The organism is Streptosporangium sp. NPDC050284, from assembly GCF_044459525.1.
In the GTDB taxonomy this organism is placed as follows: domain Bacteria; phylum Actinomycetota; class Actinomycetes; order Streptosporangiales; family Streptosporangiaceae; genus Streptosporangium.
This window is the reverse complement of sequence record NZ_JBITIZ010000004.1, coordinates 1-25372: the sequence shown is the minus strand read 5'-3', so window position 1 is coordinate 25372 and position 25372 is coordinate 1. Positions and strand designations below refer to the sequence as shown.

Below are 25372 nucleotides of genomic sequence, written 5' to 3'. Positions count from 1 at the left end.
TCAGGGAACGCGGACCCTTCGCGTGGCCTGCGGCACTCGGGCGAAGGGACGGGCATGAGGGGAAACCCCGGCTTGTCCCTGAGATCGGGGCCCAGGCCTGCCGCCGGGCCGGGCCGGGGCCTAGCGTGGGGTGCATGGGACGAATTCTTCTGATCGTGGCGGCCGTGGTGATCGGCTTCCTCCTGCTGGGCTCGGTACTGGGCTTCCTCTTCACGCTCCTCAAGTGGGCTCTGATCATCGGACTGGTGGGTGTGGTGGTCATGTTCGCGAGCAGGCTCTTCCGCTCCTCGAACGCGCGCGACTGACCGCAGCCCACCGGGCGAGACCGGTGGCCGGTGAAACGTCGCCCACCTGACGACGCCGCGGCACCGACGCCCGCGCGTGCGGCGTCGTCCGCGACGACACCGAGAACTACTGCGGCCAGGGCGCGCCCGGTGACACCGGGCGCGCCCTGGCCGCGAGGCGGGAGCGGGCCCTCCGAGACCACGCGGACCGATGTCAGTCCCGCCGCTCGACGGCACGCGCCGTCGGCCACGCCCCGTTCTCGACCAACCGGCGCGTCACCCGAAAGACTTCGGTCGCGACGACCTCGACGGCGGCCGGTATCCGGCTGCCCCGTTGCAGGGCGAGGACAACGGTGCGGGACACCTCGGGATCGGTCAGCGGGCCGCCGCTCAGCCGTCCGGTCGCCACGTCCTCGGCGACGCCCGCGGCGGGCAGGATGCTCCAGCCGGTTCCTGACGACACCAGCTTCTTCTGCAGCAGCATCGAGTTGGTCTGGCACGCCACCGTGGGCTCGACGCCGGCGGTGTCGAGCGCCTCGTCGATGAGGGTCCGCAGTCCGTGCCCGGCGACAGGCAGCACCAGTGGCTGTTTCGTCACGTGGTCCCAGGTCAGCGCGCCGGCGTCGGTGAGAGTCGCGTCGGGCGGCGCGACCGCCCACAGCGACTCGTGGAGCAGCGGTGTGACGGAGATCGACGGTGTCGACGCGAGGTTGTACAGCAGGGTCATGTCGACGGCGCCGTCGTCCAGCCACTGCTGCAGGTGACCGGAGAAGGCGCTGAGCAGGCGCAGATCGATGTCCGGGTGCCGCCGCGCGACCGACTCCATCAGAGGCGCCGCGAGGATCTCGATGGTGCTCTCAAGCAGCCCGACCGTGACGATTCCCTGGACCTGCCCGCGATCGGGCCTGATCTCGGCCCGTGCCCGCTCCAGTTCGAGGAGCGCTCGGCGCGCGCGTTCGGTCAGGATCTCACCCGCGGGAGTGAGTGTCATGCCCTGGCTGGTGCGCTCGAAGAGCCGGACGCCGACCTCCTCCTCCAGTGAGCGGATGTGCCGGCTGACCGCGGGCTGCACGACGCGGAGCAGGCGGGCCGCCTTGGTGACACTGCCGACGTCGCTGACGGTGACGAGCGCCGTGAGCTGCTTGAGGTCCATCGGGTCCTTTACGTGGTCATGCGTGAAACGAGTGAGGTCATCACATATCAGCATTTCACAGGATCTATCATCGCAAAATAAGATGGCCTGGCGGCCAAGCGCACCGTGTGTCCCGTTCCTGACCATCACGCCCGGGAGGGCTTCCCATGTGCGAACTCAGTGCGGATGAAGCGGCGATCGTCGCCCTGGTGCGGGAATGGGTCGACCACGAGGTCAAACCCGTCGTGCGGGAGCTGGAGCACACCAACACCTATCCCGAGGCGCTCATCGAGCAGATGAAGCGGATGGGCATCTACGGCCTCGCGATCCCCGAGCCGTGGAACGACGCCGGCGTCTCCGCGCGCTGCTACGCCGCGGTGACCGAGGAGCTCGCGCGCGGTTGGATGAGCCTGGCCGGCGCGATGGGCGGGCACAGCGTGGTCGCGAAGCTGATTCTCGCCTACGGAACCCAGGAGCAGAAGGACCACTACCTGCCGAAGATGGCCGTCGGCGAGATCCGGGCGACCATGGCGCTCACCGAGCCCGGCGGAGGATCCGACCTGCAGGCCATGCGCACCGTGGCACGCAGGCAGGGCGACGAGTACGTGCTCAACGGGTCCAAGACGTGGATCACGAACGCGCGGCGGTCCCAGCTGATCGCCCTACTGTGTCTCACCGACCCCACGGCCGAGCCCGCGCACCGCGGCGTCAGCATCCTCCTGGTCGAGAAGGGGCCCGGCTTCGAGGTGTCACGCGACCTTCCGAAGCTCGGCTACAAGGGGGTGGAGAGCTGCGAGCTGTCCTTCGACGACTTCCGCGTGCCCCGCTCCGCGCTGCTCGGCGACGTGGAGGGCCACGGCTTCGCGCAGATGATGCGCGGCCTGGAGATCGGACGCATCCAGGTGGCCGCGCGAGCGGTCGGCGTCGGCGCCGCGGCGTTGGAGGACGCCCTGCGCTACAGCCAGGAGCGCGAGAGCTTCGGGCAGCCGATCTGGAAGCACCAGTCGATCGGCAACTACCTCGCGGACATGGCGACCCAGCTGACAGCCGCTCGACAGCTCGTCCAGTACGCCGCTCGCCGCTACGACTCAGGTGAGCGAGCCGACCTGGAGGCAGGCATGGCGAAACTGTTCGCCTCGGAGACGGCGATGAAGATCGCTCTCGACGCTGTCCGTATCCACGGTGGATACGGCTACTCGACCGAGTTCGACGTCGAACGGTACTTCCGTGACGCCCCACTGATGATCATCGGTGAGGGCACCAACGAGATCCAACGCAACGTGATCGCGCGGGAGCTGGTCCGGCGCCACCAGGTGCGGCCGTGACGGCCCCGGTCGCGGCATCCTGGCTGTTCGTCCCCGGCAGCCGGCCGGATCGGTTCGACAAGGCCGCCCGCGCCGGTGCCGGCGAGGTCGTCGTCGACCTTGAGGACGCGGTCGCCCCCGAGCACAAGGAGTCCGCTCGTGACGAGGTCGCGGCCTGGCTGGCCGGCGGCGCGACGGCCTGGGTGCGTGTCAACGCGGCCAACACCCGGTGGCACGAGGCCGATCTCGCGGCGCTGGCCTCCTGCCGGGGGTTGCGCGGGGTGATGGTGCCCAAGACGGAGGGGCCGGCCGTCCTGCGCAGGGTCGCCCAGCGGCTGCCGGCCGAGGCCGGGATCGTCGCCCTGGTGGAGAGCGCGCTGGGAGTTCAGGAGGCGGCAGCCATCGCCGCCTTCCCCGCGGTGACCGCGTTGGCGTTCGGATCGATCGATTTCGCGCTCGACATCGGCGCCGAGCATACGGACGAGGCCCTGCTGTTCGCCCGTTGCGCACTCGTCGTGGCCTCCCGCGCGGCGTCCCTGCCGGCCCCGATCGACGGCGTCACCGTCGAACTCCGGGACACCGCCGCGGTCAGGACGGCCGCGGCCCGCGCCAGAGGACTCGGCTTCGGGGGAAAGCTGTGCGTCCACCCCGCTCAGGTCGAACCCGTCAACACCGCCTTCGCTCCCGACCACGCGGATCTGAAGTGGGCGAGGGCGGTGCTCGCCGAGGTGCCCGGGGACGGCGGGGCCGAGGTCTTCACCAGCAACGGCCAGATGGTCGACAAGCCGGTCCTGGAGCGAGCCCGCCGGATAATGGCGCGGGCCGGCCATCGGGCGACGGCCGAACCGGGGACGTGAGAGTGCCGCATGCGTCCGCCGTCGGCCAGGAGACGGTGATGGGGACCGTGCCCATCCGGGCGAGTACAACGAGAGCATCCGGGCCGAGTACGGCCCGCGACGCGAGGAGGTCGCCGAATGACCGAGGCAGGGGACACCGAGACGGAGGGCGCCGAGACGGAGGTCGTCGAGCGCACCGAGACGCTCCAGCCGGAGCCCGCCGTCGCGCTCGCCCGGCTCCTCGGCGTCGACCTACCGGATCTGGAGAGCGAAGGGCTGCCCCTGTTGTGGCACTGGGTCTACCTGCTGGAGCGGCCGCGCCAGGTCGACCTTGGAGCCGACGGCCATCCGGTCCGCGATGTGATTCCCGCTCCGCCCGCGCCGGGACGGCGCCGGATGGCGGCCGGCGGCCGGGTCAGGCTGCTCGGCCCGCTCGTTGTGGGGCGTGACGCGACGCGACGCACCGAGGTCGTGTCACTGACCGAGAAGGAAGGACGCACGGGGCCGCTGACCTTCGTCGTCGTGCGCCACACCGTACGCCAGGGTGGCGAGGTCAAGGTCGTCGAGGAACAGGACATCGTCTATCGCGACGCCGTCGCCACCGGCCCACGTGCCGAAGCGGACACGTTCACACCGATGGCGCTCGGAGAGGATGAGTGGCCGCTGTCCGTGGACCCGGTGCTGCTGTTCCGGTTCTCGGCGTTGACCTACAACGCGCATCGCATCCACTACGACCGTGACTACGCTCGCGACGTCGAAGGCTACCCGGGGCTGGTGACCCACGGTCCGCTGCAGGCACTGGCCATGGCGGAGTGCGTGCGAGGAAAGGGCGTGCTCGCCACGGCGATCGACTACCGCCTGGTCGCACCGTTGTTCGACCACCAGGGCCTGGTGGCACGGGGCGTCCCGGCCGGTTCCGGCCACGAGGTCTCCGTCCGTGACCTCGGCGGCCGGATCACGGCGAAGGGGCATGTCCACTCGTCCGCGGTCAATCCCGGGAGACGTGCCTCAGCCTGAGATCGTCGAGCAGGGTCTGGGTCGCGGCGGCCACCGCCTCGACGGCCCGCTCGAAGGCCTCCGCGTTGCGCGTCGACGGGGAGCGGAAGCCCGACACCTTGCGGACGTACTGGAGCGCGGCGGCTCGCACGTCGTCGTCGGTCACGTCGCTGGCGTAGGGCTCACGAAGGGTCTTGATGCTCCGGCACATGACAGGACCGTACTGCGTCTCGCGACTCTCCCGATCCGACAGGCTCCGCCGGAACCGGCCGACGGGGGTGTCCTGACCCACCGGGTCACGCCCGAGCCGCTCGGCTCGACTCCGGATCGGCCGGAACCGTGCGGTCCGAGGCCGGATCACGCCGGGGCCGGTCGCCGCGCGCCGACGGTCAGCCGTCGTGGCCGTCGCGCTCGCACTGGATCGCGTCGGCACCCTGGATGGCGCCGAGAAGCCCGGGAAAGAGCACGTCGAGGTCACGCCGGCGCAGCGCGTTCATCTTGGCCGTGCCCCGATAGACCTGGTTGATCACCCCTGCCTCGCGCAGCACCCGGAAGTGGTGGGTGGTGGTCGACTTGGTGATCGCCAGATCGATCGCCGAGCAGGGGGCCTCCCCGTCCTCGCCCAGTTGCCACAGGAAACGCACGATCTGAAGGCGCATCGGGTCGGACAGCGCGTGCAGCACGCCCTCCAGACGGATGTCCTCGCGCGCGGGGTGTTCCAGAGCCCTGACGGACGAGGTCGACACGGTGATTCCCTCCCTTGGGTGGCTCAATTGTACGAGGGTGGTCGTAGTTTGACATCTATCGTAGTACGTAGATTATCGTATTAGTGTTAAGTCGGGGCGCCGCCCCAAAGATCCCTCTCCAGCAAGGAGTACGACCGTGAGCGCCCTGTTCGAGCCCCTGACACTGAGATCCCTCACCATTCCCAACCGGATCTGGATGGCTCCGATGTGCCAGTACTCCGCGGCGGTCGAGGGGCCGGAGCGGGGAGTGCCGACCGACTGGCACCTGTCCCACCTCGCCGCCCGCGCGGTGGGCGGTGCCGGGCTCATCCTGACCGAGGCCACCGCGGTGGCGCCGGAGGGCCGCATCAGCCCGGCCGACCTCGGGCTCTGGAACGACCGCCAGCAGCAGGCGTTCACCCGCATCGCCCGTTTCCTGCGGGAGCACGGCGCCGTTCCCGGCATCCAGCTCGCGCACGCGGGACGCAAGGCCTCCACCCGCAGCCCCTGGCGAGGCGGCGCGCCCACCGGACCCGGCGAACACGGCTGGCAGCCGGTCGGGCCGAGCCCGATCCCCTTCGACGAAGGTCACCCCACTCCCACGGAGCTGGACGCCGGCGACATCGACAGAATCGTGGGCGACTTCGCCGCCGCGGCGCGCAGGGCGCTGGCCGCGGGCTTCCAGGTGGCCGAGATCCACGGCGCGCACGGCTACCTGATCGCCGAGTTCCTGTCGCCCATCAGCAACCACCGCACCGACGCGTACGGCGGCTCGTACGAGAACCGCACCCGGTTCGCGCTCCGGGTCGTCGAGGCGGTGCGCGAGGTATGGCCGGAGGAGCTTCCCCTCTTCTTCCGCGTCTCGGCCACCGACTGGCTGGCGGAGAACCCCGCCGACGACCGTGAGGGCTGGGGCGCCGACGACACCGTCCGCTTCGCCAAGGACCTGCTGGCCCACGGCGTCGATCTGCTCGACGCCTCGACCGGCGGCAACGTCGCCAGGGTGCGCATCCCCACCGGGCCCGGCTACCAGGTGCCGTACGCGGCCAGGGTGAAGGCCGAGACCGACCTGCGGGTGGGCGCGGTCGGTGAGATCACCCGGCCCCGGCAGGCCGAGGAGATCATCGCCTCCGGTCAGGCCGACGCGGTCCTGCTCGGCAGGGAACTGCTCCGCACCCCGTACTGGCCGAACCTCGCCGCCCGCGAGCTCGGCTCCGCCGCCCGCTGGCCCGACCAGTATCACCGCGCGGTCTGACCCCGCTGTGGCCGTCACCCGGCGCGTCCCTCCCACCGGACGGGGAGGTGACCCGTCCGGTGAGGGGACGCGCTGGGGGGAAGACGGAGCGGTCCGCCAGGGGGGGCGCGGGCCGGTCCGTCTGTCAGGGGGAGTGGCGATGAGCGGACCGACCCGCCAGGGGGCGAACCCCCGGGGGTCGAGCGGGCCGGTCCGGGATCATGGGGTGGTGCGGCGCAGGGCCACCGCGTCCCGGTGGACCGCGGCGGGAGCGTGACCGTCGACGAGCAGGCGGCGCATCAGGACCGCGACCTCACCCATCGTCTCCGGGCGGAAGCCGCGGCGGGTCACCTCCTGGGTGCCGATCCGCAGGCCCCGCGCGGGCTCACCGGAAGGCTGCCCCGGCAGGCGGACGCCGCTGAGATAGACGCCGCCCTCGGCCAGCAGCCTGGCGGCCTCGTCCCCGCCGCCGAACGCGGCGGCGTCCACCGCCACGTGGTGCGAGACGGTCCAGCCTCGATGGGCGGCGGCCACGGTGAAGCCCTCGCCGTCCAGTGCCGCGGCCAGCGCCCCGGCGTTGGCGACGCAGCGGTCGGCGTACGCGGAACCGCCCGCGGCGTGCTCGGCGGAGGCGAGGACCAGCGGCGCCAGGCGTGAGGCGTCGTAGTTGGCGGTCAGGCCGGGATAGGCGGCCGCCGACACCTGGCGGGCGAGATCCTCGTCGCGGGTCACCACGGCCGCGCCCGGCGGGCCGCCGAAGGACATGTAGGTGGACATGGTCACCAGGTGCGCGCCCTCGTCCAGCGGGCGCTGGAACCGGCCGCCCGCGATGAGCCCCGCCACGTGCGAGGCGTCGTAGACCAGCAGGGCCCCGACCTCGTCGCAGGCCGCCCGTACCCTCGCGACGTCGTACGGGAACAGCATCAGGTTCGCGCCGACCACCACCAGCGCGGGCCGGTGTGCGCGCAGGAACGCCGGCAGGGCCACGTGGTCGACGTCGAGCCGTTCGGCGTCGTAGGGCAGGTCGGCGACTCGCAGGCCCCGGATCCCGGCGGCGCCCTGGGCGTGGTGGCTGGCGTGACCCCCGGCGGCCTCCGGAAGCACCGCGATCGTGTCGCCTGGGCTGGTGAACGCGCTGTAGCAGGCGAGGTTGGCCATCGTGGCGCTCTGCAGGCGCACCTCGGCGAACTCACCGCCCATCAGCGCCGCGACCTGGAGCGGGGCGAGGACCTCCAGCACGTCCAGCTCCTCCAGGCCGGTCTGGAACTTCTCGCCCGGCCAGCCCATCGAAGGGCGGCACCCCAGAGAGATCTCGTGCGCGGCCCTGGCGCGCTCGCTCATCGTGTTGGTTCCCGCGTACAGCACCACGCCGTCCTCGTCGAGGCGGCCGCGGTGCTCGGCCAGTACCGCGTCGACCAGCCGGGATACCGCGTCGAACCCCAGCCCGCCCACCTCGGCCTCAAGCTCGGCCAGGCGCAACTGTGCCCGTGGCGGCGCCCACGGGGCGACGCGGCTGCGCTCCTCCACGAGGTTCCTTTCACCGGGCGATCGGACGACTCTCACGAGGCGGGCTCCCCGACTCCCAGGAGGCGGGTCCCCCGAAATGAGTAAGTGCGACGCTACGGCTCACGCCAGGTCGAGTCATCGTTCCGGCGCCGGAGATACTTCCTACATCTGTAGGATTGGACCGTGATAGCGGATGATGTTCAGGATCTGCTGGAGTCGCTCGCCGTGGCCGTGGGCCGAGGGATGTCCGTGGACGACCTGGAGGGCCGGGTCGTCGCGCACAGTGCCCACCACGGGGAGGTCGATCCGGTCAGGGCACAGGCCATCCTCTCGCGCTCGGTTCCCGCCGAGGTGGGGGCCTGGCAGGAGGCGCACGGGGTGACCACGACCCGCGAGCCGGTACAGATCCCGAAAAATCCTGACTTGGGGATGGCGGCGAGGCTCTGTGTCCCCCTCCTCCACCAGGACCGCCGCGTCGGCTACCTGTGGATCATCGAGGGTCCCGGCCCGCTCAACCCGCAGGAGCGCGAAAGGGCCGTGCGCGACGCCGCCGCGATCGCCGCCCTGCTCGACGACGGCGGCAGCTCCCACATCCTGAGCCAGCTGCTCACCGGTGAGATCGGCGTGCGGCGTGCGGCCGGTGTGCTCGGCGAGGGGCCGCTGCGCGTCCTGGCGCTGCGGGGCGATCCGGACGGTCTGCGCGAGGCGGTCGGCGCGGAGCTCGCCAGGGTGCGCCGCCCGCCGGCCTTCACGATCCTGGACCGCCACGCCGTGCTGCTGCTGAACCGCGGCGAGGACGCGGTGGCACTGGGGGAGCGGCTCGCCGCCAGGACCCGCGCGGGCGCCGGGCTCAGCGCGCCGCACCCCGGACTGGAATCGGCCGTACGGGCGCACGAGGAGGCGCTCACCGCGGCCAGGGCCGCCGCGGCCGAACCCGCGCTGCGGCCGGTCGCCCGCTGGCCGGATCTGGGCGTCTACCGGCTGCTCGCCGAGCCGGTCGCGGGCCCGCACGGGTCGGCCGGCGGCCCGCTCGACGCGCTGCGCGAGCACCCGGCGCTCCTCACCACCCTGGAGACCTATCTGGACAGCGGAGGAGACGCCCAGGAGACCGCCAGGCTGCTCCACCTGCACCGCACCAGCCTCTATTACCGCCTCACCAGAATCGAGCACCTGGCCGGCCGCAACCTCAAGAACGGAACCCACAGGTTAGAACTCCATCTCGCGCTGAAGCTCGGTCGCTGGAATGCGGTGTAACGGCCGGATAATCCGGGCACAGCTTTCCGGTGTTGCAGTTGATCAGCGAGATCATGGCCATCGTCGTCGTGCTCGTACTCATTCCGCTGTCGTTAATTCTCGTGTCCGTTGTGGTCCTCCTCGCGCTGGCCGCGTTGGCTCTGGTGACTTCACGGGAGCAGGATGGGAGAACGACATCCCGGCGGAGGTAAGACGGTGCGGCAGCTCAACGCGGTGGATACGCAGTTCCTGAATTTCGAGACCTCGACGAACGTCGCGAACATCGGGGGACTCGCGATCCTGTCGGGAGGCCTGACCCGCGGTGACCTGGTGTCGCTGCTGGCCCGCCGGCTCCACCTGGCCGCGCCCTTCCGCATGCGGCTCGCCTTCGTCCCGTTCGGTCTGGACCACCCCTACTGGACCGAGGACTCCAGAATCGACCTCGACTACCACGTGCGCGAGATCGCGCTGCCCAAACCGGGCAGTGATATGCAACTGGGCGAGCAGGTGGCCAGGCTGCACGCCCGACGCCTGGATCGGCGCCGCCCGCTCTGGGAGATGTATCTCATCCACGGCCTGTACGGGGACCGTACGGCCCTCTACATGAAGGTCCACCACTCCGCGGTCGACGGCGTCACCGGCGCCGACGTGCTGGCCGGCCTGCTGGACACCTCACCCGAGCCCGCGGAGGTCGAGCTGGCGCCCCCGGGCGAGCCGGAGGAGGAGATCGACACGGGGGAGATGGTCGTCAGAGGGCTCGCCAAGGTCGCCGTCAACCCGGCCAACGCGATACGGTTCCTGATCAACGCCGTCCCGCACCTCGACGAGATCCCGCTGATCTCCCAGGCACCCGGGGCGGGGCTGGTCTCACGGATCACCAGGGACCTCGCCACCCGCCTGTCCGGATCCGGGGCCGCCGAGGTGCCCGCCATGCCCCGCATGACCGTTCCCCGCACCCCTTTCAGCGGCAGGATCAGCGCGCATCGGCGGTTCGCCTACACCGCCCTGCCGCTGGAGGACGTCAAGCTGGTCAAGAACGCCTTCGGTGTCACGGTGAACGACGTGGTGATGGCCCTGTGCGCCGGTGCGCTGCGCCAGTGGTTGCTCAAGCACGACGCGCTGCCCGAGCAGCCCTTGGTCGCGGGGGTGCCGTTCTCGCTCCGCCTGCCCGGTGACCAGAGCGCGGGAAACCAGGTCAGCATCATGATCACCACCTTGGCGACACAGGTCGCCGACCCGGTGGAACGGCTGCTGGCGGTGCGTGACGCGATGCGGCTGATCAAGGACCGCTCGTCGCTCGCCCCGGCGCGCTGGCTCCAGGAGCTGAGCGACATGATGCCCTCCGCGCTGACCGGCCTCGCCTCCCGCGCCGCCTTCAACCTGTTCGCCGGCAGCGCGGGCCCCATCAACGTGGTGATCTCCAACGTGCCCGGCCCGCAGATCCCCCTCTACGTGAGCGGCGCCAGGCTTCTGGCGTACCACCCCGTCTCCGTCGTGACCGACGCCAGCGGCGGCATCAACATCACGGTCTTCTCCTACGACGGCTCACTTGACGTCGGCGTGATCGCCTGCAGGGAGATGGTTCCCGACGTGTGGACCGTTACCGACTACCTCAGGGACACCCTGCTGGAGCTCAAGTTCCTCGTTGAGGAGCAGTGACAGCCCGGGAGCGTCCTCGGTGAAGCGCAGAGTCTTCTCCAGGCAGACGATCGAGCCCCGTTCCTGCCTTTTGACGAACCGGATGTCATCGGCGAGGGCCTGCATGATCAGCAGCCCGCGACCGTGCTCGGAGGTGGGGGCGGGGGAGGAGGTCTCGGAGAAGTCGAAGCCGTTGCCGGCGTCCACCACCTTGATCACGCACCGACCCCTGGTCAGCTCGGTGCTGACCATGTAGTCGTCGCTGGGGACGGCGTGCTGGATGACGTTGGAGCACGCCTCGGAGAGCATGAGCTGGATGTCCTCGCGAATCTGGGGCACCACCCCCAGGGCCTGCAGCGAGGAGTCGAGAAGCTGTCTGATCACGGGAACACTCGCAGCGTCACGCGGTAGACGCAACGCGATGGTGGCCTCCACGGTCTCCCCCTTTTCACCGCCGATTCACAGCCGACGTAGAAGCCCTGCCCTGGGGAAACCGTCCTAACCGGGGATGGGTGATCGTGTCCCTGGGATGCGGCAAAAAACGGCAAAACATTTCTTTCGTGACTTGAAATCGGGTGTGCGGAGGATTCTCTCCGGTTCAGGGTTCAGGGTTCACGAGGTGGTCCGGAGCCGGACGTGGAACGCCGGCGGGGCAGGGGTCACCGACCCCTGCCCCGCGCTTCGGTGATCGAGGGACGCTACCCGGAGAAGGCGTCCGTCGCGGCCTGGCAGAAGGCCTTGAGGTCGTCGGGCTTACGGCTGGTGATCAGTGTGTTCGGGCCCGAGGAGCAGATCACGACCTCGTTGTCCTCCCAGGTCGCCCCGGCGTTGCGCAGGTCGGTCCGCAGACTCGGCCAGGACGTGACCTTGCGGTCACGTACCACGTCGGCCTCGATCAGTGCCCAGGGCGCGTGGCAGATGGCCGCGACGGGCTTGCCCGCGTCGAAGAAGCCCTTCACGAAGCCCACGGCCGCGGGTACGGTCCGCAGGAGATCGGGGTTGGCGACGCCGCCCGGCAGCAGCAGCCCGTCGAAGTCGGCGACGGAGACCTGCTCCACCGTCGCGTCCACCGGGAACGTGTCGGCCTTGTCGAGGTGGTTGAACGCCTGGACCTGACCCTGCTCGGTGGAGATCAGCTTGGGCGTGCCCCCCGCCTGCTTGACGGCCTTCCACGGCTCGGTGAGTTCGACCTGCTCGATCCCCTCGGGAGCCACGAGAAACGCGATCGTCTTGCCGCTCAGCATGTCGTTCCCTTCGTTGACGTGCGGATATGCCATCAACGGGATGCCATGCCCGCACTGCCGGGATCTATGCGAGAAGTGTCGATCCCAGGGCGGACCCTGCGCCGGCGCAGACCGGCGGCGATGAGACGGGTGACGAGCTCGCGGGAGGAGACGGCCTCGGCGCCCAGCACGAGGGCCTGCTCGTAGACGGTCTCCGGCACGTCGTAGTGGTCACGGTCGAAGGCCCGGCGCGGCACGCCGAGCAGCTCCGCGAAGGCGTGCAGTTCCCCGGTGGAGGTGTCACTGACCAGATGTGACCAGAACAGACCGCGCGGACCCGGCCAGCTGGGCGGGTCGATGAGAACGCTCACCGCCTGGCGAGGTCGAGCGCGACCTCCAGGGCGGCCGCCTGGCGCTCCTCGTCGGTGATCGACTCGTCCCTGAGCGTGAACCACGAGGCGTGCAGCGCGAACAGGGACATCGAGTGCTTCAGCTGCGTGGCCAGGGGGTCCTCAGCATCGACGAGGAAGGTGAGCAGCTCGAACATCCGCTCGCGGGTCTTCTCCGTCATCGGGTGGTTCTTGAGTGAGGTCTGGTTGCGCTCGAAGAACCGCATGATCTCGTGGTGCCTGCCCCGTTGCAGGTCGTGGGCGTAGCGGCGGATCAGCTCCTCGCGCGTCTCGTCGGTTCGCGGCTGGGTGCGGGCCCAGGCGATCAGCTCCTCGACCGCCCTCACCCGGTCCTCCGCCAGGCTGGCGATGATGTCGTCCTTGGTCTTGAAGTGGTAGTAAAGTGCCGCTTTGGTCACGCCGAGGGCCTCCGCGATCTCGCGGAGCGAGGTGGCCTCGTAGCCCTGCTCGGTGAAGAGCTTCAGGGCGATCTCCTGAATGCGCGTCCGTGTGTCGGCGTTTTCCCTCATGGTTCCCTTACCGAGAAATTAACTTGACGGCCGGCAAGTAAGCGGCCTACATTCCAGCATAGCCGACGCTAGCCGGTCGGCAAGTAAGCAAGATCACAAAAACTGGGGGCGCAGAAGTGAAGGAGACCGCGGCCGTGCCGGCGCGGCGTCGCGAGGTCATGGTGGTGCTGCCAGGCCTGATGCTCGCGATGGTCCTGGCCATGCTCGACAACATGATCGTCGGCACCGCGATGCCCCGCATCGTCGGCGAACTCGGCGGACTGACGCACCTGTCCTGGGTGGTGACCGCCTACGTGCTCGGCACCACCGTCTCGACCCCCATCTGGGGCAAGATCGGCGACCTGTACGGCAGGAAGAGCATCTTCCTCGCCTCCATCGTCATCTTCATGATCGGCTCCGTGCTCTGCGGCATGGCCGGATCCGAGATGCTCGGCGGGCCGTCCGACGGCATGACGCAGCTCATCGCCTTTCGCGCGCTCCAGGGCCTGGGAGCCGGGGGCCTGATGGTCAACGCCATGGCGATCATCGGCGACCTCGTCCCGCCCCGCGAGCGCGGCCAGTACCAGGGCATCATGGCCGCCGTGATGTCACTCGCCATGATCGCGGGTCCGCTCGTCGGCGGGTTCATCACCGACCACCTCGACTGGCGCTGGGCCTTCTACGTGAACCTGCCCATCGGGTTCGTCGCCCTCGCCCTGCTCGCGGTCAAGCTGCAACTGCCCAAGCTCCGCACCGAGCACCGCATCGACTGGCTGGGCGCGGCCCTGCTCTCGGTCGGCATCACCGCGCTCGTCCTCATCACCACCTGGGGCGGCAACGACTACGCGTGGGGCTCGTGGCAGATCCTCGGCCTGGCGGGGCTCGCCGTGATCACGCTGGCGGTGTTCGTCCTGGTGGAGCGCCGTGTCGCCGAGCCCATCATGCCGCTCAACGTCTTCCGCAACCGCAACTTCAGCCTGATCTCTGGAGTGGGCTTCCTGCTCGGGTTCGCCATGTTCGGTGCGATCAACTTCCTCCCGCTGTTCCAGCAGACCGTCCAGGGGGCGAGCGCCACCAACTCCGGCCTGCTGCTGCTCCCGATGATGGGCGCCGCCATGGTGATCTCGCTCTTCGTCGGCCGCGCCATCACCAGGACCGGCAAGTACAAGATGTATCCGATCCTCGGTGGCGTGGGTATGGCGGTCGCGATGTGGCTGCTCTCCCTGATGGACGTCAACACCCCCGCCTGGCAGACCGGGGTGTTCATCGCGGTGCTCGGCGTCGGCATGGGCTTCCTGATGCAGACCACCATGCTGATCGCCCAGAACAGCGTCGAGCAGAAGGACCTCGGCGTCGCCAGCAGTGCCTCGACCTTCTTCCGCTCCATCGGCGGCTCGTTCGGCGTCTCGTTGTTCGGCGCGATCTTCAACAACCAGCTCACCTCCGGCCTGGAGAGCAAGCTGGGCGCCGCGGGCGAGCGGCTCGCCTCCGGAGGCGCCCAGTTCGACCCGGCCGCGCTGCACGAGCTTCCCGCCAACGTGCGGGTCGGCTTCCTGGAGTCGCTGGCCGAGTCGATCTCCGGCGTCTTCTGGTGGGCGATCCTGTTCGCCGTCCTGGTGCCGCTGCTGGCGGCCTTCATCAAGGAGATCCCGCTGCGCGGCGCGCCCGAGGCCTCCGAGGACACCCCGGCGGCGGTCCCGGCACTCGACTGACCGGCTTCGCTCCTGTCGCCTGACGACCACCGGAGCATCCGGCTGACCGGCTCATCGGCAGGTCGATCGATGAGCCGGCAGCCAAGTCCCGACCCAGCGATCCCCAAGTCGCCCTCGCGACGATGGGGTCATGAAGTCAACCATCCCCGCCGCCGGGTACGTCACCCGGCGGCCACTGGCCGAGGACGTCCGCGAGATCCACGAGCTGATCTCGCTCTGCGACACCCAGGTGATCGGCAAGGCCGACATGACCCTCGACGACGTCGCCGACCATCTGAACGACTCCTCCTTCGACGGGGAGTCCGACGGCTGGCTAGTTCACGACGAGAGCGGGCGCCTGGTGGCGTGGGCCTGGGCCTGCCGCAAGGGGGGCAGCGACAACGTCGACATCGACGTCGTCGTACACCCCGCCGCACCGGAGCTGACCGGCCCGCTCTGGGACACCGTGACCGAGCGGGCCAGGCAGATCACGGCCGGACTCGGCCACGACCGGGCCGTGGTGGACATCGGCCTCTACCGCGAGGACAGCGGCAAGCGCGCCATCGCCGCGTCCCGCGGCTTCGCCGCCGCCACCAGCTTCATCCGGCTTCGCGCCGACCACGAGGGGACGGTCCCCGGGCCCGAACTCCCGGCCGGGGTGACGGTGCACGACGGGCTCACCGAGGAGGTACGCCGTCAGGGGCACGCCGTGCAGCAGGCGGGCTTCGCCGAACACTTCGGGTTCGCCCCGAAGGACTACGACGAGTGGTACGAGGAGCTGGACTCCTCGGTCACCACCGACTGGGCGCAGCTGACGGTCGCCCGCCTCGACGGCGAGCCCGTGGCGATGCTGCTGGGGACCAACGCCTTCCTGGGGGACGAGAACTGCGGGTACGTGCGCCAGTTGGCGGTGCTCCCCGCCTTCAGGGGCCGGGGTCTGGGCAAGGTCATGCTGCGTGGGGCGTTCGCCGACGACGCCCGCCGCGGGCGGGTCGGCACCTACCTCCACGTCGACGCCAACAACAGCACGCCCGCCCTCGACCTCTACCTCTCGGTGGGCATGCGTCAGGTGCTGGCGATCGACGTCTGGCGGCGCACGATCTGACCTCCCGCCGTACGGGCCTCGCCGCACGAGACCGTGGGGATCACCGTGGAAATCACAGTGGGGATCACTGCGGATCACTGCGGATCACTGCGGCGCGACGGTGCGGACTCCGGCGCGGCGCGTCCGGGTCATCGGTCCGGGGTCACCCGGTGTTTGGAGAGGTGGGCCAGCACCGCCTGGTTGGCCTCCCAGCCGTCGGGGAACTTCACCGGCACGCCGAGCTGGACCGGCTCGGACGACGGGTGGGCGTCCAGGAGTTCGGGAATGCCCGCCCTGGCGACCACGACGCAGGCGTGGCGGTGCCGGGAGGTGAGCACGCACAGCCGCCCGGACTCCAGATGGAACGCGGTGGCGTCGCGGCGCCCGGACAGCGGGTGAAGCACGATCGTCACGTCGTACTCCCGGCCCTGCAGGCGGTTGGCGGTGTCCACCGTGATCTCCGGCGGCACCCCGGCGGCCCTGATCGCGGCGACCTGGTCGCGGTGCGCGGCGCCGATGGCGATCCTGTCGGCGGTGACGGGATGGCTGCCGCGCTCGGAGTGCGCGACCGGGCCCCGCTGGAGCAGCCGCGTCGCCAGCATCGCGGTCGCCGCGACGGCTTCGGCGTCGGTGCGCACCGTGTGACGGCTCGGCAGCTCGTACAGCGCCCAGCCGGAGACGGCCGCCTCCTCCAGCGCCAGGTCGTGGGAGGTGCGCATGCCGTTCACGGTGAACTCCAGCGACCTGTCGTCCGGACCCGTCCCCGCGCGGAACCCGGTGAACGGGTAGAACGCCTCGGAGACCACCGGCGCCGCCGAGGCGGGCAGTCGCCAGGAGACCGGCAGCCGGTGCACCGGCAGGTCGGGGTTGTGCCGCAGCAGCACCGAGACCGCGCTCTGCACCGGATCCCACGACAGGCCCGCCCACCGGTCGCCGTCCACGATGGAGAACGGGTCGAGCTGGCCGGGATCGCCCACGAACAGCGACCGCTCGAACAGCGAGGCGATGCGCAGCAACTTGTCCGAGCGCATCTGGTACGCCTCGTCGACGATGGCCCAGGGCCAGGTGCGGTCGCCGATCCAGGCCCACTTGTCGGCAGTGGCGATCACCACGGCCGGATCCCCCAGGTCGGGCAGCTTGCCCGCGACCGAGACGTTGGGGTGGGCGAGGACGCGGCCGGGCGTGACGTAGCCGCTCGCCGACAGGCGGCCGATCGGCAGGTCGGGGTGCTCGACCGCGAGCCGCTCCACCAGGTCGTCGACCTGCTCGTTGGTCTGGGCGACGATCATCAGCGGCTCGCCGGTCTCCGCGATGTGCCCCGCCGCCCTCACCACCAGCGTGGACTTGCCCGCGCCCGGCGGCGAGTCCACGACCACGCCGCGATGGCGGGGCAGGTCGGCCAGCACGGCCTCCACCACGGCGGCGGCCTCCCGCTGCGGGGTCGTCATGCCGTGCCCCCGTAAAGGCCCCCGTAAAGGCCCCCGTCACGGCCCGTCCCGCACGCGGCGGGACGGGGCATCGCCCGGCGGCACGGGATCCGGTGAACGCTCAAAGCCATTCCTCCTGCGCGTCGTCGTCGCCGGGCTCGTACTCCTGCGGAGGGCCGCCGTGGGTCCACGGCGTCTGCTCCGGATCGGGCAGCGCCGCCGACGACTGGAAGTCGTCCGTCAGTGAGGTGTAGGAGACCTGCTCGCCCGGTTCGGGTACGGAACCGGGGACGGGTGTCCTGCCCCGCCCCATCCCCTTGGTGACCTTGAGGGTGATCTCCCCGTTCCCGATCTCGACGATCTCGGCGGCGTGGCCACGCCGGTCGGGGCTGCCGACCGTGGTCTTGGGGGAAAGCCGCACCGGGTCGTCGGTCCGCACCGTGATCAGGGGCCTGAGCTTGCGCGAGCGACCCTCGCCCTCGGTGTGCTCAAGATCGGCGGACGTCACCGTCCCGGCGAAGGCCTCGCCGCTCAGCCGGTACTCGGCCATGAGCAGCGGGTCGTCATGGGCGCGCTGCACGTCGTAGCTCGCCCGCGCCCGTTCCAGCCCCGCCAGCCGCGCGGCGGCACCGACCGCCCCGTCCCTGCGCGCCTGAGGCGGCCCGCCCTCGGCGATCCGCTCGACGAACCGGGTGAACGACCCGCGGTCGATCTCCCAGCGGTCCTTCACCCGCGCCCCCTCGGGCAGCGAGCGCAGCAGCTCCACACTGCGCCACATCAGCCGCCAGGTGGGTTCGAGCTGGGTGCGCAACGCCTGGCTGATCCGGTCGACGGCGCGATCGGTCGGCGCCTCCTCGTAGGCGCGGATCGCGGGGCCGAGCACCTCGTTGTCGAAGCCGGGGTCGGTGGCGGGGCCCGCGGGAGGCCAGAGCAGCGGGTCCTCGGCCTCCTCGGCCGCCCGCCGCCCGGACATTCCTCGCGGCGGATCGATCCATCCCAGCAGCGCCGCCAGGTTGGCGTCCTCCAGGTTGCTCTGTCCGGTCGCCCAGTGCAGGCTCAGCGCCTCGGTGGCGGGGAGCAGCATCGAGGAGCCCGGCTGCAGCGACCGGTCGGCGAGATAGGTCAGCCACCGGCCGAGCAGCGGCACCGACGGGTGCACCGGGTAGGGGCCCTCCGCCTTGCGGAAGCGGGTTGAGCGGCCGAGCAGCGCGGCGAACGAGGCCGCGGGCCGGTTCGGCACCAGGATCTGTGGCGCGTCCAGGCAACGCTCGTACGGATCGCCGCTCTTTCGCTCGACCGTCTCGGTGCTCTTCTGGAACCCCTCGATGTACGGCAGCAGCACCTCGGCCAACCCGGCGGCGAAGGCGAACCGCAGGTCGCGGTTGCGGGGCTGGGGAACGACGAGCAGCCGGGGATGACCGGGATCGGTGCCGACCATGGCGGCGAGCGGCGCGGCGGCCTCGCCCGCGAGCTTGAGCGGGATGAACACCAGCGGCTGGGCGGAGACGTGGCAGTGCCGGACCGTGGTGATCCGCTGCGCGACGCCGTCCCTGGCGGCCCGCAGCCGCGCCAGCGCCGTCAGTGTGCTCACCGCAGCGACTCCTCGCGCAGCCGATGCGCCAGCCGGAGCAGGTGGGCGATCTCCTCCTGGCCCTCGGCCACCTCGCGGGTGCCCTCGGCCAGGCCGAGGGCCTCGTCCATGCCGGAGACGCCGCCCAGCTGGTCGCGTACCTGGCGCCCGAGCAGGTCGGTGGTCCCGCAGGAGCGGGCCTCGTGACGGCAGAACATGCACATGTCGCAGGTGGACAGACAGTCGGGCGCGTAGCGGGCGGGCACCTGGAGCAGTGCCTGGGCCAGCTCCTCGGCCGAGCGGGTCGGCACACCGTCCTCGCCGGGGGCCAGATCGAAGGTGAGGCCGCCGGGCAGGCCCTCCAGCAGGCGCTCGACCCTGGTCATCCGGGCGAGCTGGCGGTTGAGCACGGAGAGATGCTTGCGCACGTCGACCAGCGCCGCCGTCGGGCGGTTGGCGAAGTTCTCCGGGCAGACGAGGACCACGTCGTGGGAGACGCGTTCCGGGTCGTGCCCGAGGTCGGCCATGAGCGTGCGCAGCGCCATGACGTAGACCGACGCCTGTCGCGCCGCCGCCGCGACCTTTTCCGGCTCGGCCTGCCCGTCGATCATGCTGAACGACTTGATCTCCACGATGTGGAAGCGCCTCCCGATCTGGAAGGCCACCACGTCGGGTTCCAGGTAGGAGGTGTGCCCGGCGATCTCCAGGCTGAGCAGCGGGTGGTCGTAGAACACCGCGGTCCCGTCGTCCTCGCGCGCCGCGCGGTCGATCAGCGCCCGGGTGTGCGAGTGACGCAGGTGGGAGCCGACACTCTCCACGTCCTGATAGCCGACCTGGGCGACCTCCAGGCCGAGCAGCTCGCGCAGGAGGCGCAGCAGCTCCGCGCACCCGTTCTCCTTCACCAGCGTCTCGAACACGTTCCCGCGGGTGATCGCGAACTGGGACTGGCCGAACGGGGCGGGGAAGCCGACGTGCCGGGCCGTGAGGTCCTTGTCGACACCCGCGGCGTCCATCACCGCCCGGCGGACGCAGCCGGGGTTGGCGGCGAGCGCCGCGATGGCCCGCGCGTCGTGTGGGCGGGAGGGCATCGGCCCGCGCAGCTCGTCAAGCCTGTTCAGGAAGGCCCTCTCCCCGAGCTTGTTCATGAGCCGGTCTCCCCGTCCAGCCTGGTCTTCAACAGGCCCCCCTCAAGGTGTTCATCGCGGTGGCGCCGAACAGGCGCTCCACGTCCGGTAGTTGCCTCATCGCCCGCGCCGCCACCTCGACCCGCTGCGCGGAGTCGGCGGCGAGGTGCACCTCCAGCTCGGCCCGTGCCGCGCGGATCGCGGTCGCCGGGTCGGCCGGGGCGAAGCCCTCGACGGCGCCCGGGATGTTCTGCGCCATCCGCGACAGCAGCCGCACCGCCCCCGCGGGAGGTTCCGCCAGCCGCGTCAGGTGCTCGGCGACGCGCATGGCCGAGACGAGGAAGTCGACGCGCGGGCTCAGCGGTCCCAGCACCCGCGACTCGGGCGGCCACGTGCTGTCGGCGAACAGCCCGCGGGCGGGGGAGAGGCGGTCGGTCAGCGCGGCGCACAGGTAGTACGGCCTGGCGTAGGGGTCACCGCGGAACGAGCGCTCCTCGTCGCGCCGCAGGCTGGTGAGCTGGGAGCCGCGCAACTCGCGGGAGAAGAAGGCGTCGTTCACCGCCACGATCAGTTTGGCCGCCGTCGGTACGCCCAGCATGGCCAGCGCCTGGTGCACCTGCTCCCTGATGGGCACCAGCGAGGTCTCGGGTTCGTGTGGCGGCGCGGGGGTCTCGGAGGTGATCGCCGCGTCCCACGCCTGCTCCGCCCTGCGCAGGTCGCCGCGCAGCGACCGGGCGAGCGAGTTCTCCTTCGCCTTGACCGCCCGTCGCACCTCGGCGCGGAGCTCGGCTATTCGCCGTTCCAGCGCGTCCAGTGAATCACTCACGGCCCGGAGCGTAACAGGAGTTCCACCAGCCTCCCTTGAATTCCAGCGAATTCCAGTATTAAGTGCGAGCCGTGTAATGGAAATAAAGGTACAAAAAGGTCATTTAATGCGAAACCCATCGTGTGGGAGGCGGAGTCAGTCGACACGGCCGAATCCCACCTCGGACGGTGAATCAGGCGGGAACCACGCGGGGGAGCGGAAGGGGTGCAGCACATCCGGCCGGGTCAGCGCGGCGTAGGGCAGGTCGGGACCCCACTCTCCCGTTCCCGCGATCCCCGCCGGTTAGGTTCGTCGCCGATCAGGTCCTCGCCGCGCAGCGGGTGCCGGCCCGGCGCGACCGGCTGACCTGGTCGGGGGCGCGAAGGCCGAGGAGACCCACTCCTCGGCCGTCGCCGCCGACCGCGCTGCTCCCCGAACCTCCCTGAGCGCTCGGGTCAGGGGCGGCCGGTCCCTGCCCTGAATGTGCCGCCTGTCGCGGGTCGGCGACCGCGTCCGATCCAGTGCGGCAGACGGTCACCCCGGGGCGAGGAGGGGTGACATGCGGGATATGAGGGCTAGCCCTTGACCTCCGTGCGGTCGGCCGACCACAGGGTGTGGAAGGAGCCCTCGAGGTCGATCCGCTCGTAGGTGTGAGCGCCGAAGAAGTCACGCTGGCCCTGGATCAGGGCCGCGGGCAGGCGCTCGGCGCGCAGCCCGTCGTAGTAGGCGAGCGCGGTCGAGAAGCCGGGCGCCGGGATGCCCAACTCGGCGGCCTTCGCCACCACCCGCCGCCACGAGTCCTGCGCCAGGGTCAGCGCCTCGGCGAAGTAGGGGGCGGCGAGCAGGGTGACCGGCTTGTCCTCCGCCGCGTACGCCTCGCGGATACGGTCGAGGAAGACGGCGCGGATGATGCAGCCACCCCGCCAGATCGTGGCCAGGGTGCCAAGGTCGAGATCCCAGCCGTACTCCGTGCTGCCGACCCTGAGCTGGTCGAACCCCTGGGCGTAAGCGACGATCTTCGAGGCGTACAGCGCCCGCCGCACGTCCTCGGCGAAGTCCTCGCCCACGGCCCCCGCGGGCACGCCCGACGGGCCGGGCAGACCCCGTGCGGCCTTCCGCAGGTCCGCGTGACCGGACAGGGAACGGGCGAACACCGCCTCGGCGATTCCGCTCACCGGAACGCCCAGGTCCAGCGCGATCTGCACCGTCCAGCGGCCGGTGCCCTTCTGCTCCGCCCGGTCGGCGATCACGTCGACGAGCGGCTTGCCCGTCGCGGCGTCGACCTGACGCAGCACCTCGGCGGTGATCTCGATCAGGTACGAGGACAGCTCACCCTCGTTCCACTCCGCGAAGATGTCCGCGAGCTCCGCCGGGGTCCGGCCGAGTCCCTGCCTGATCAGGTCGTAGGCCTCGGCGATGAGCTGCATGTCGGCGTACTCGATGCCGTTGTGCACCATCTTCACGAAGTGCCCGGCACCGTCGGGGCCGATGTGCGCGCAGCAGGGCACGCCGTCCACCTTCGCCGCGATGTCCTCCAGCAGCGGGCCCAGCGCCTGGTACGACTCCTTCGAACCGCCGGGCATGATGCTCGGCCCGAGCAGCGCGCCCTCCTCCCCACCGGAAACCCCGGCGCCGACGAAGTGGAGACCACGCTCGCGCAGCGCGGCCTCGCGCCTGCGCGTGTCCAGAAAATGCGCGTTCCCGCCGTCCACGAGCATGTCGCCCGGCTCAAGCAGGGGAGCGAACTCCTCGATCACCGCGTCGGTCGGCGCACCCGCCTTGACCATGATCAGAATGCGGCGGGGCCGCTCCAGCGCCGCGACGAACTCCTCGGGGGTCTCGCAGGGGACAAAGGTTCCCTCGTGCCCATGCTCCTCGATCAGCGCCTTGGTCCTGTGCTGGGACCTGTTGTGTACCGCTACCGAATGCCCGTGCCTGGCCAGGTTGCGGGCGAGGTTCGCCCCCATCACGGCCAGTCCTGTCACGCCGATCTGTGCCTGAGTCATCAAAAACCTCCAGCTCGAAAAACCCGGTCTTCACGACCGGAAGGAGAACGCGGCGGGATGCCGTTGGCCGATTTCTCGAAAACCTGAGCGACTTCGTGGTGAATGCCGCACCCTTTGTGACCTACTTTGTGACCTACGCGGATCGGGAGGCGGACGTTCACGCTCCACCTCCGTCCAACCGCGTCTAATTTTTCACGTTCGGGAAGGCAAGTCTGCACCCACCCCGATCGAACGTGCGAAGAAGGTCCCGGCACCGTGCCGATCGGTGGACGACCTGCTTTTTCCGATGGCTCCGACCTCCGGCGGGAACGGGGACGACCTTGCGGGAACCAACCCGCGCCCAGAAGGCTCAGCGGCCGAAGCTGATGACGCCCGGAAGCTCCCGTCCGATGAGGCCGCCCAGGCACCGGTAGGTCCGCGCCCCGCCCTGGAACTGCTCCCGCGAGGGCGGCAGGATCGTCTTGTGCCACCTTGTCCGCCGGTCATTGCGCTCGTCGAACATGGAGGCGAACATCACCTGGTCCGAGCAGACCTTCTTCACCGTCGGATGGTTCTCCAGGACGGCCAGATCGTAGGTGAGAGAGTCCCGGGGCAGCGGGGCGATCGCGAACGTCTCCCACACATGGGGCTCCTGGCAGCGGATCCGCTTGGCCGTGGTGTCGCCCGCGATCGCGACGAGGCCGCCCCAGCACTCGTTCTCCGCCACGCACACTGCCCCCGCGCCCGTCACCGCCGCAGCGGGGCAGGGGGTCGTGACCGTGGCGACCTCGAAAACCTCGCGAGCCGCGGACGTGCCCGCCTCCGGGGTCGCGCTCCCGTCCTCGCCCGTGCTCTGGAGGGCCTGCGAGCTGGGCCGCTGCCCGGTGGACGGGGTCTGGTCGCGCTTCTCGATGTACATGAGCCCTACTCCGGCCATCAGCAGGATCGCGAAGGCCACGGCCACCGCGACGAAGACCCGCGCGTTCGACGCGGCCGGATGCTCCGGGGCCGCCGCGGGCGGCTGGGTACCGGAGAACCCCTTCACGCCCGGTGACGTCAGATGCGACCGCACAGCTTCCCCGCGCTGTCCCGGCGGTGTGCCGTACGGTGACGCGTGCGGCGGCATGGGCACCGGGTTCTTCTCCGGTGTCGAAACCGGCGGCGAAGTGGGCCTCGGAGCCAGGTGAGGGATGGCGGGGCGCGGGGTGTGGGACCGGTGGACCGGGACGCCTCCCTCCAGGCGCAGGTCCGTGAGGGCGTCGCGCAGCGCGGCCACCGAGGGGGTGCGTCGCGCGGGGTCGGTGGCCATGGCCTCCCTGAGCACGGCGGTCAGCTCCGGCGGCACTTCCGGGATCTCGGGAATCGGCAGGCGGTGCAGGGCCATGATGACCGCGATGTTGACCACGCCGCTCTCGGGGAAGCGCGGTGGGCGCCCCGAGAGCAGCGCGTACAACGTGGCGGCCAGGGAGTAGACGTCACCGGCGGCGGCGGGTTCGGTCAGTTCGAACGCCTCGGGCGGGGCGTAGGCGGGAGTGAGGGACTCCCGGGTCACCGACGCCTCGCTGCCCGAGGACGGCATGGTGGCGAGGCCGAAGTCGGAGAGCACCACATTGCCGTACCGGTTGATCAGGATGTTGGCGGGCTTGATGTCGCGGTGCAGCACCCCGGCGGCGTGCGCGGCCGACAGCGCGTCGGCGATCCGGATGCCGATGTCGGCGACCTCGGCCGGCGGCAACCGCTTCTCGGCCCGCATCCGGTCCAGCAGAGACCCGCCGGGACACAGTTCCAGGACCATGTACGGCCGTCCGTCGGGTAGGACCCCCGCGTCGTAGACATGGGCGACGTGCGGGTGACCGGAGAGCGCGCCGGCCGAGGTCACCTCACGCATGAAGCGGCGCCGGTCCCGCTCGGAGACCAGCACCCGGTTGTCCACCTTGAGCGCGACCTCACGATCCACCGCCAGCTGTCTGGCCCGGTAGACGATCCCGAAACCGCCCTGGCCGAGCACCCCGGACACCTCGTAGCCCGGTACCGCAAAGGCGCCAGCTCCGGCCACCTGCCACCTCCTGAAGACGAGCGGCAGATTACCGGAGTTTCCAGCGCGAACCATGGGCGTATTCCCTTCGTTTCGCCGCCGGGGTGCGCCGCGCCCGCCTCGCGTTGAAGGCCCGCCGCCGGGACATCACATGCCCACTCCGTCTCCGGCCCCTCGCCGGCGTGTCCGGATCCTTCGTTTTGTCGGAGCCGCTTTCCCTGAAGCACGCACGCCAAGGCGCCCTGCTTCCACGTGGGGCGCGGTTGATTTGACGATGCGGGTCAGGGTTCATAAAGTTCACCAGACCCGAGGGAGACGGCGGTGGCGCCGGGGCCTCGGAACCCTCTCTGACGATCTTTGCCTTGATGGGATGTTTGTCCCTTAAAGGGGTTTGATTCGACATGAATCGGACCATCAAGTACGTTAGGCGGGTCCTCCTGAGAAGGGGGAGCAGTAAATTTTGAAACAGGTAGGCCGGATCGGGTCGGTTTGACACGAAAAAGCGGGCCTGAAAGAATAAAGGCACAACGAAAGAACAGAATAAAACGAACGCCCCGGAGTTCTGCCGGACCGGTTGGTCGGGTGTGGGTGATGGTGTACGCGTCCGTTTCTTGAGAACTCAACAGTGTGTTAAAAGCCAGT

The 25372-nt window shown here is 70.3% G+C and carries 24 protein-coding genes; 9 read left to right on the top strand and 15 right to left on the bottom strand.

Annotation, left to right across the window (positions count from 1 at the left end; all coding sequences use genetic code 11):
• Window positions 1–134 precede the first annotated feature (134 nt).
• Window positions 135–305, top strand: a complete 171-nt coding sequence (locus tag ACIBH4_RS10860; protein ID WP_362516193.1) for a hypothetical protein — start codon at window positions 135–137, stop codon at window positions 303–305.
• Between the two features lie 193 nt (window positions 306–498).
• Here ACIBH4_RS10860 and ACIBH4_RS10855 read toward each other — a convergent pair whose 3' ends face one another.
• Entirely contained in the window at window positions 499–1437 is a 939-nt protein-coding gene (locus tag ACIBH4_RS10855) for a LysR family transcriptional regulator (RefSeq protein WP_362766711.1), read from the bottom strand.
• A gap of 146 nt (window positions 1438–1583) precedes the next feature.
• Between ACIBH4_RS10855 and ACIBH4_RS10850 the strand changes: the two genes are divergently transcribed.
• From ACIBH4_RS10850 to ACIBH4_RS10840, 3 genes are all read left to right on the top strand, one after another.
• Window positions 1584–2741 (top strand): acyl-CoA dehydrogenase family protein, encoded by a 1158-nt coding sequence (locus tag ACIBH4_RS10850; protein WP_362516197.1) that lies wholly within the window; start codon window positions 1584–1586, stop codon window positions 2739–2741.
• Window positions 2738–3577 carry a CoA ester lyase gene (locus ACIBH4_RS10845; RefSeq protein ID WP_362516199.1) on the top strand — a complete coding sequence of 280 codons (840 nt, stop codon included), beginning with the start codon at window positions 2738–2740 and terminating at the stop codon, window positions 3575–3577. Before ACIBH4_RS10850 ends, ACIBH4_RS10845 begins: the two co-directional genes overlap by 4 nt.
• A 117-nt stretch (window positions 3578–3694) precedes the next feature.
• Window positions 3695–4573 carry a MaoC family dehydratase N-terminal domain-containing protein gene (locus tag ACIBH4_RS10840; protein WP_362516203.1) on the top strand — a complete coding sequence of 293 codons (879 nt, stop codon included), beginning with the start codon at window positions 3695–3697 and terminating at the stop codon, window positions 4571–4573.
• Here ACIBH4_RS10840 and ACIBH4_RS10835 read toward each other — a convergent pair.
• Both ACIBH4_RS10835 and ACIBH4_RS10830 read right to left on the bottom strand, forming a co-directional pair.
• On the bottom strand, window positions 4545–4763 hold the full coding sequence (locus ACIBH4_RS10835; protein ID WP_350948434.1) for a DUF2277 domain-containing protein: 219 nt from the start codon (window positions 4761–4763) through the stop codon (window positions 4545–4547). The two genes, ACIBH4_RS10840 and ACIBH4_RS10835, sit on opposite strands and share 29 nt — an antisense overlap.
• 178 nt (window positions 4764–4941) lie before the next feature.
• The gene (locus tag ACIBH4_RS10830; RefSeq protein ID WP_362516206.1) at window positions 4942–5298 is read right to left on the bottom strand and encodes a helix-turn-helix transcriptional regulator; all 357 of its coding nucleotides are present in this window, start codon (window positions 5296–5298) and stop codon (window positions 4942–4944) included.
• Window positions 5299–5434: 136 nt separating this feature from the next.
• Here ACIBH4_RS10830 and ACIBH4_RS10825 point away from each other — a divergent pair, with 136 nt between their 5' ends.
• On the top strand, window positions 5435–6532 hold the full coding sequence (locus ACIBH4_RS10825; RefSeq protein WP_362516208.1) for an NADH:flavin oxidoreductase/NADH oxidase: 1098 nt from the start codon (window positions 5435–5437) through the stop codon (window positions 6530–6532).
• A 198-nt stretch (window positions 6533–6730) separates the two neighbouring features.
• Here the strand turns inward: ACIBH4_RS10825 and glyA are convergent, their stop codons facing one another.
• Window positions 6731–8038, bottom strand: coding sequence for a glycine hydroxymethyltransferase (gene glyA, locus ACIBH4_RS10820; protein ID WP_362516210.1), 1308 nt, complete (start codon window positions 8036–8038; stop codon window positions 6731–6733).
• A gap of 162 nt (window positions 8039–8200) precedes the next feature.
• Between glyA and ACIBH4_RS10815 the strand changes: the two genes are divergently transcribed.
• Window positions 8201–9271, top strand: a complete 1071-nt coding sequence (locus tag ACIBH4_RS10815) for a helix-turn-helix domain-containing protein (RefSeq protein ID WP_362516213.1) — start codon at window positions 8201–8203, stop codon at window positions 9269–9271.
• A gap of 162 nt (window positions 9272–9433) precedes the next feature.
• On the top strand, window positions 9434–10909 hold the full coding sequence (locus ACIBH4_RS10810) for a wax ester/triacylglycerol synthase family O-acyltransferase (RefSeq protein WP_362516215.1): 1476 nt from the start codon (window positions 9434–9436) through the stop codon (window positions 10907–10909).
• Here ACIBH4_RS10810 and ACIBH4_RS10805 read toward each other — a convergent pair.
• The 4 genes from ACIBH4_RS10805 to ACIBH4_RS10790 form a co-directional block, all read right to left on the bottom strand.
• On the bottom strand, window positions 10796–11323 hold the full coding sequence (locus tag ACIBH4_RS10805; protein ID WP_362516217.1) for an ATP-binding protein: 528 nt from the start codon (window positions 11321–11323) through the stop codon (window positions 10796–10798). The genes ACIBH4_RS10810 and ACIBH4_RS10805 overlap by 114 nt on opposite strands.
• Window positions 11324–11586: 263 nt before the next feature.
• Complete coding sequence (locus ACIBH4_RS10800) at window positions 11587–12165, bottom strand: type 1 glutamine amidotransferase domain-containing protein (protein WP_362516220.1); 579 nt, start codon at window positions 12163–12165, stop codon at window positions 11587–11589.
• Window positions 12165–12482 (bottom strand): DUF4031 domain-containing protein, encoded by a 318-nt coding sequence (locus ACIBH4_RS10795; protein ID WP_362516222.1) that lies wholly within the window; start codon window positions 12480–12482, stop codon window positions 12165–12167. Before ACIBH4_RS10795 ends, ACIBH4_RS10800 begins: the two co-directional genes overlap by 1 nt.
• Entirely contained in the window at window positions 12479–13030 is a 552-nt protein-coding gene (locus tag ACIBH4_RS10790; protein ID WP_362516225.1) for a helix-turn-helix domain-containing protein, read from the bottom strand. Before ACIBH4_RS10790 ends, ACIBH4_RS10795 begins: the two co-directional genes overlap by 4 nt.
• 134 nt (window positions 13031–13164) lie before the next feature.
• On the opposite strand from ACIBH4_RS10790, the gene ACIBH4_RS10785 reads away from it, so the two are divergent.
• Window positions 13165–14721, top strand: a complete 1557-nt coding sequence (locus tag ACIBH4_RS10785) for an MDR family MFS transporter (RefSeq protein ID WP_362516227.1) — start codon at window positions 13165–13167, stop codon at window positions 14719–14721.
• Window positions 14722–14851: 130 nt separating this feature from the next.
• Window positions 14852–15805 carry a GNAT family N-acetyltransferase gene (locus ACIBH4_RS10780; protein ID WP_362766708.1) on the top strand — a complete coding sequence of 318 codons (954 nt, stop codon included), beginning with the start codon at window positions 14852–14854 and terminating at the stop codon, window positions 15803–15805.
• Window positions 15806–15933: 128 nt separating this feature from the next.
• Here ACIBH4_RS10780 and ACIBH4_RS10775 read toward each other — a convergent pair whose 3' ends face one another.
• The 7 genes from ACIBH4_RS10775 to ACIBH4_RS10745 all read right to left on the bottom strand — a co-directional run.
• Complete coding sequence (locus tag ACIBH4_RS10775; protein ID WP_362516232.1) at window positions 15934–17232, bottom strand: AAA family ATPase; 1299 nt, start codon at window positions 17230–17232, stop codon at window positions 15934–15936.
• 100 nt (window positions 17233–17332) lie between these two features.
• A complete protein-coding gene (locus ACIBH4_RS10770) occupies window positions 17333–18802 on the bottom strand; it encodes a hypothetical protein (RefSeq protein WP_362766706.1) in 1470 nt (489 codons plus the stop codon).
• Window positions 18799–19926, bottom strand: a complete 1128-nt coding sequence (locus tag ACIBH4_RS10765; RefSeq protein WP_362516237.1) for a hypothetical protein — start codon at window positions 19924–19926, stop codon at window positions 18799–18801. The genes ACIBH4_RS10770 and ACIBH4_RS10765 overlap by 4 nt, the downstream gene beginning before the upstream one ends.
• Window positions 19927–19954: 28 nt before the next feature.
• Complete coding sequence (locus tag ACIBH4_RS10760; protein ID WP_362766703.1) at window positions 19955–20731, bottom strand: hypothetical protein; 777 nt, start codon at window positions 20729–20731, stop codon at window positions 19955–19957.
• Window positions 20732–21285: 554 nt separating this feature from the next.
• Window positions 21286–22716, bottom strand: a complete 1431-nt coding sequence (gene gndA, locus ACIBH4_RS10755) for an NADP-dependent phosphogluconate dehydrogenase (RefSeq protein WP_362516241.1) — start codon at window positions 22714–22716, stop codon at window positions 21286–21288.
• Between the two features lie 349 nt (window positions 22717–23065).
• The gene (locus ACIBH4_RS10750) at window positions 23066–24751 is read right to left on the bottom strand and encodes a serine/threonine-protein kinase (RefSeq protein ID WP_362516243.1); all 1686 of its coding nucleotides are present in this window, start codon (window positions 24749–24751) and stop codon (window positions 23066–23068) included.
• A 260-nt stretch (window positions 24752–25011) separates the two neighbouring features.
• Window positions 25012–25372: hypothetical protein (locus ACIBH4_RS10745; protein ID WP_362766700.1), on the bottom strand; the 361-nt coding region annotated here is incomplete at its 5' end.

Excerpts from the sequence above, each read along its gene's own strand:
- ACIBH4_RS10780 (WP_362766708.1), top strand. The coding sequence starts at position 14,852 with ATGAAGTCAACCATCCCCGCCGCCGGGTACGTCACCCGGCGGCCACTG.
- ACIBH4_RS10860 (WP_362516193.1), top strand. The coding sequence starts at position 135 with ATGGGACGAATTCTTCTGATCGTGGCGGCCGTGGTGATCGGCTTCCTC.
- ACIBH4_RS10835 (WP_350948434.1), bottom strand. The coding sequence starts at position 4,763 with ATGTGCCGGAGCATCAAGACCCTTCGTGAGCCCTACGCCAGCGACGTG.
- gndA (WP_362516241.1), bottom strand. The coding sequence starts at position 22,716 with ATGACTCAGGCACAGATCGGCGTGACAGGACTGGCCGTGATGGGGGCG.
- ACIBH4_RS10775 (WP_362516232.1), bottom strand. The coding sequence starts at position 17,232 with ATGACGACCCCGCAGCGGGAGGCCGCCGCCGTGGTGGAGGCCGTGCTG.
- ACIBH4_RS10840 (WP_362516203.1), top strand. The coding sequence starts at position 3,695 with ATGACCGAGGCAGGGGACACCGAGACGGAGGGCGCCGAGACGGAGGTC.
- ACIBH4_RS10800 (WP_362516220.1), bottom strand. The coding sequence starts at position 12,165 with ATGGCATATCCGCACGTCAACGAAGGGAACGACATGCTGAGCGGCAAG.
- ACIBH4_RS10850 (WP_362516197.1), top strand. The coding sequence starts at position 1,584 with ATGTGCGAACTCAGTGCGGATGAAGCGGCGATCGTCGCCCTGGTGCGG.
- ACIBH4_RS10765 (WP_362516237.1), bottom strand. The coding sequence starts at position 19,926 with ATGAACAAGCTCGGGGAGAGGGCCTTCCTGAACAGGCTTGACGAGCTG.
- ACIBH4_RS10810 (WP_362516215.1), top strand. The coding sequence starts at position 9,434 with ATGGGAGAACGACATCCCGGCGGAGGTAAGACGGTGCGGCAGCTCAAC.
- ACIBH4_RS10855 (WP_362766711.1), bottom strand. The coding sequence starts at position 1,437 with ATGGACCTCAAGCAGCTCACGGCGCTCGTCACCGTCAGCGACGTCGGC.
- ACIBH4_RS10790 (WP_362516225.1), bottom strand. The coding sequence starts at position 13,030 with ATGAGGGAAAACGCCGACACACGGACGCGCATTCAGGAGATCGCCCTG.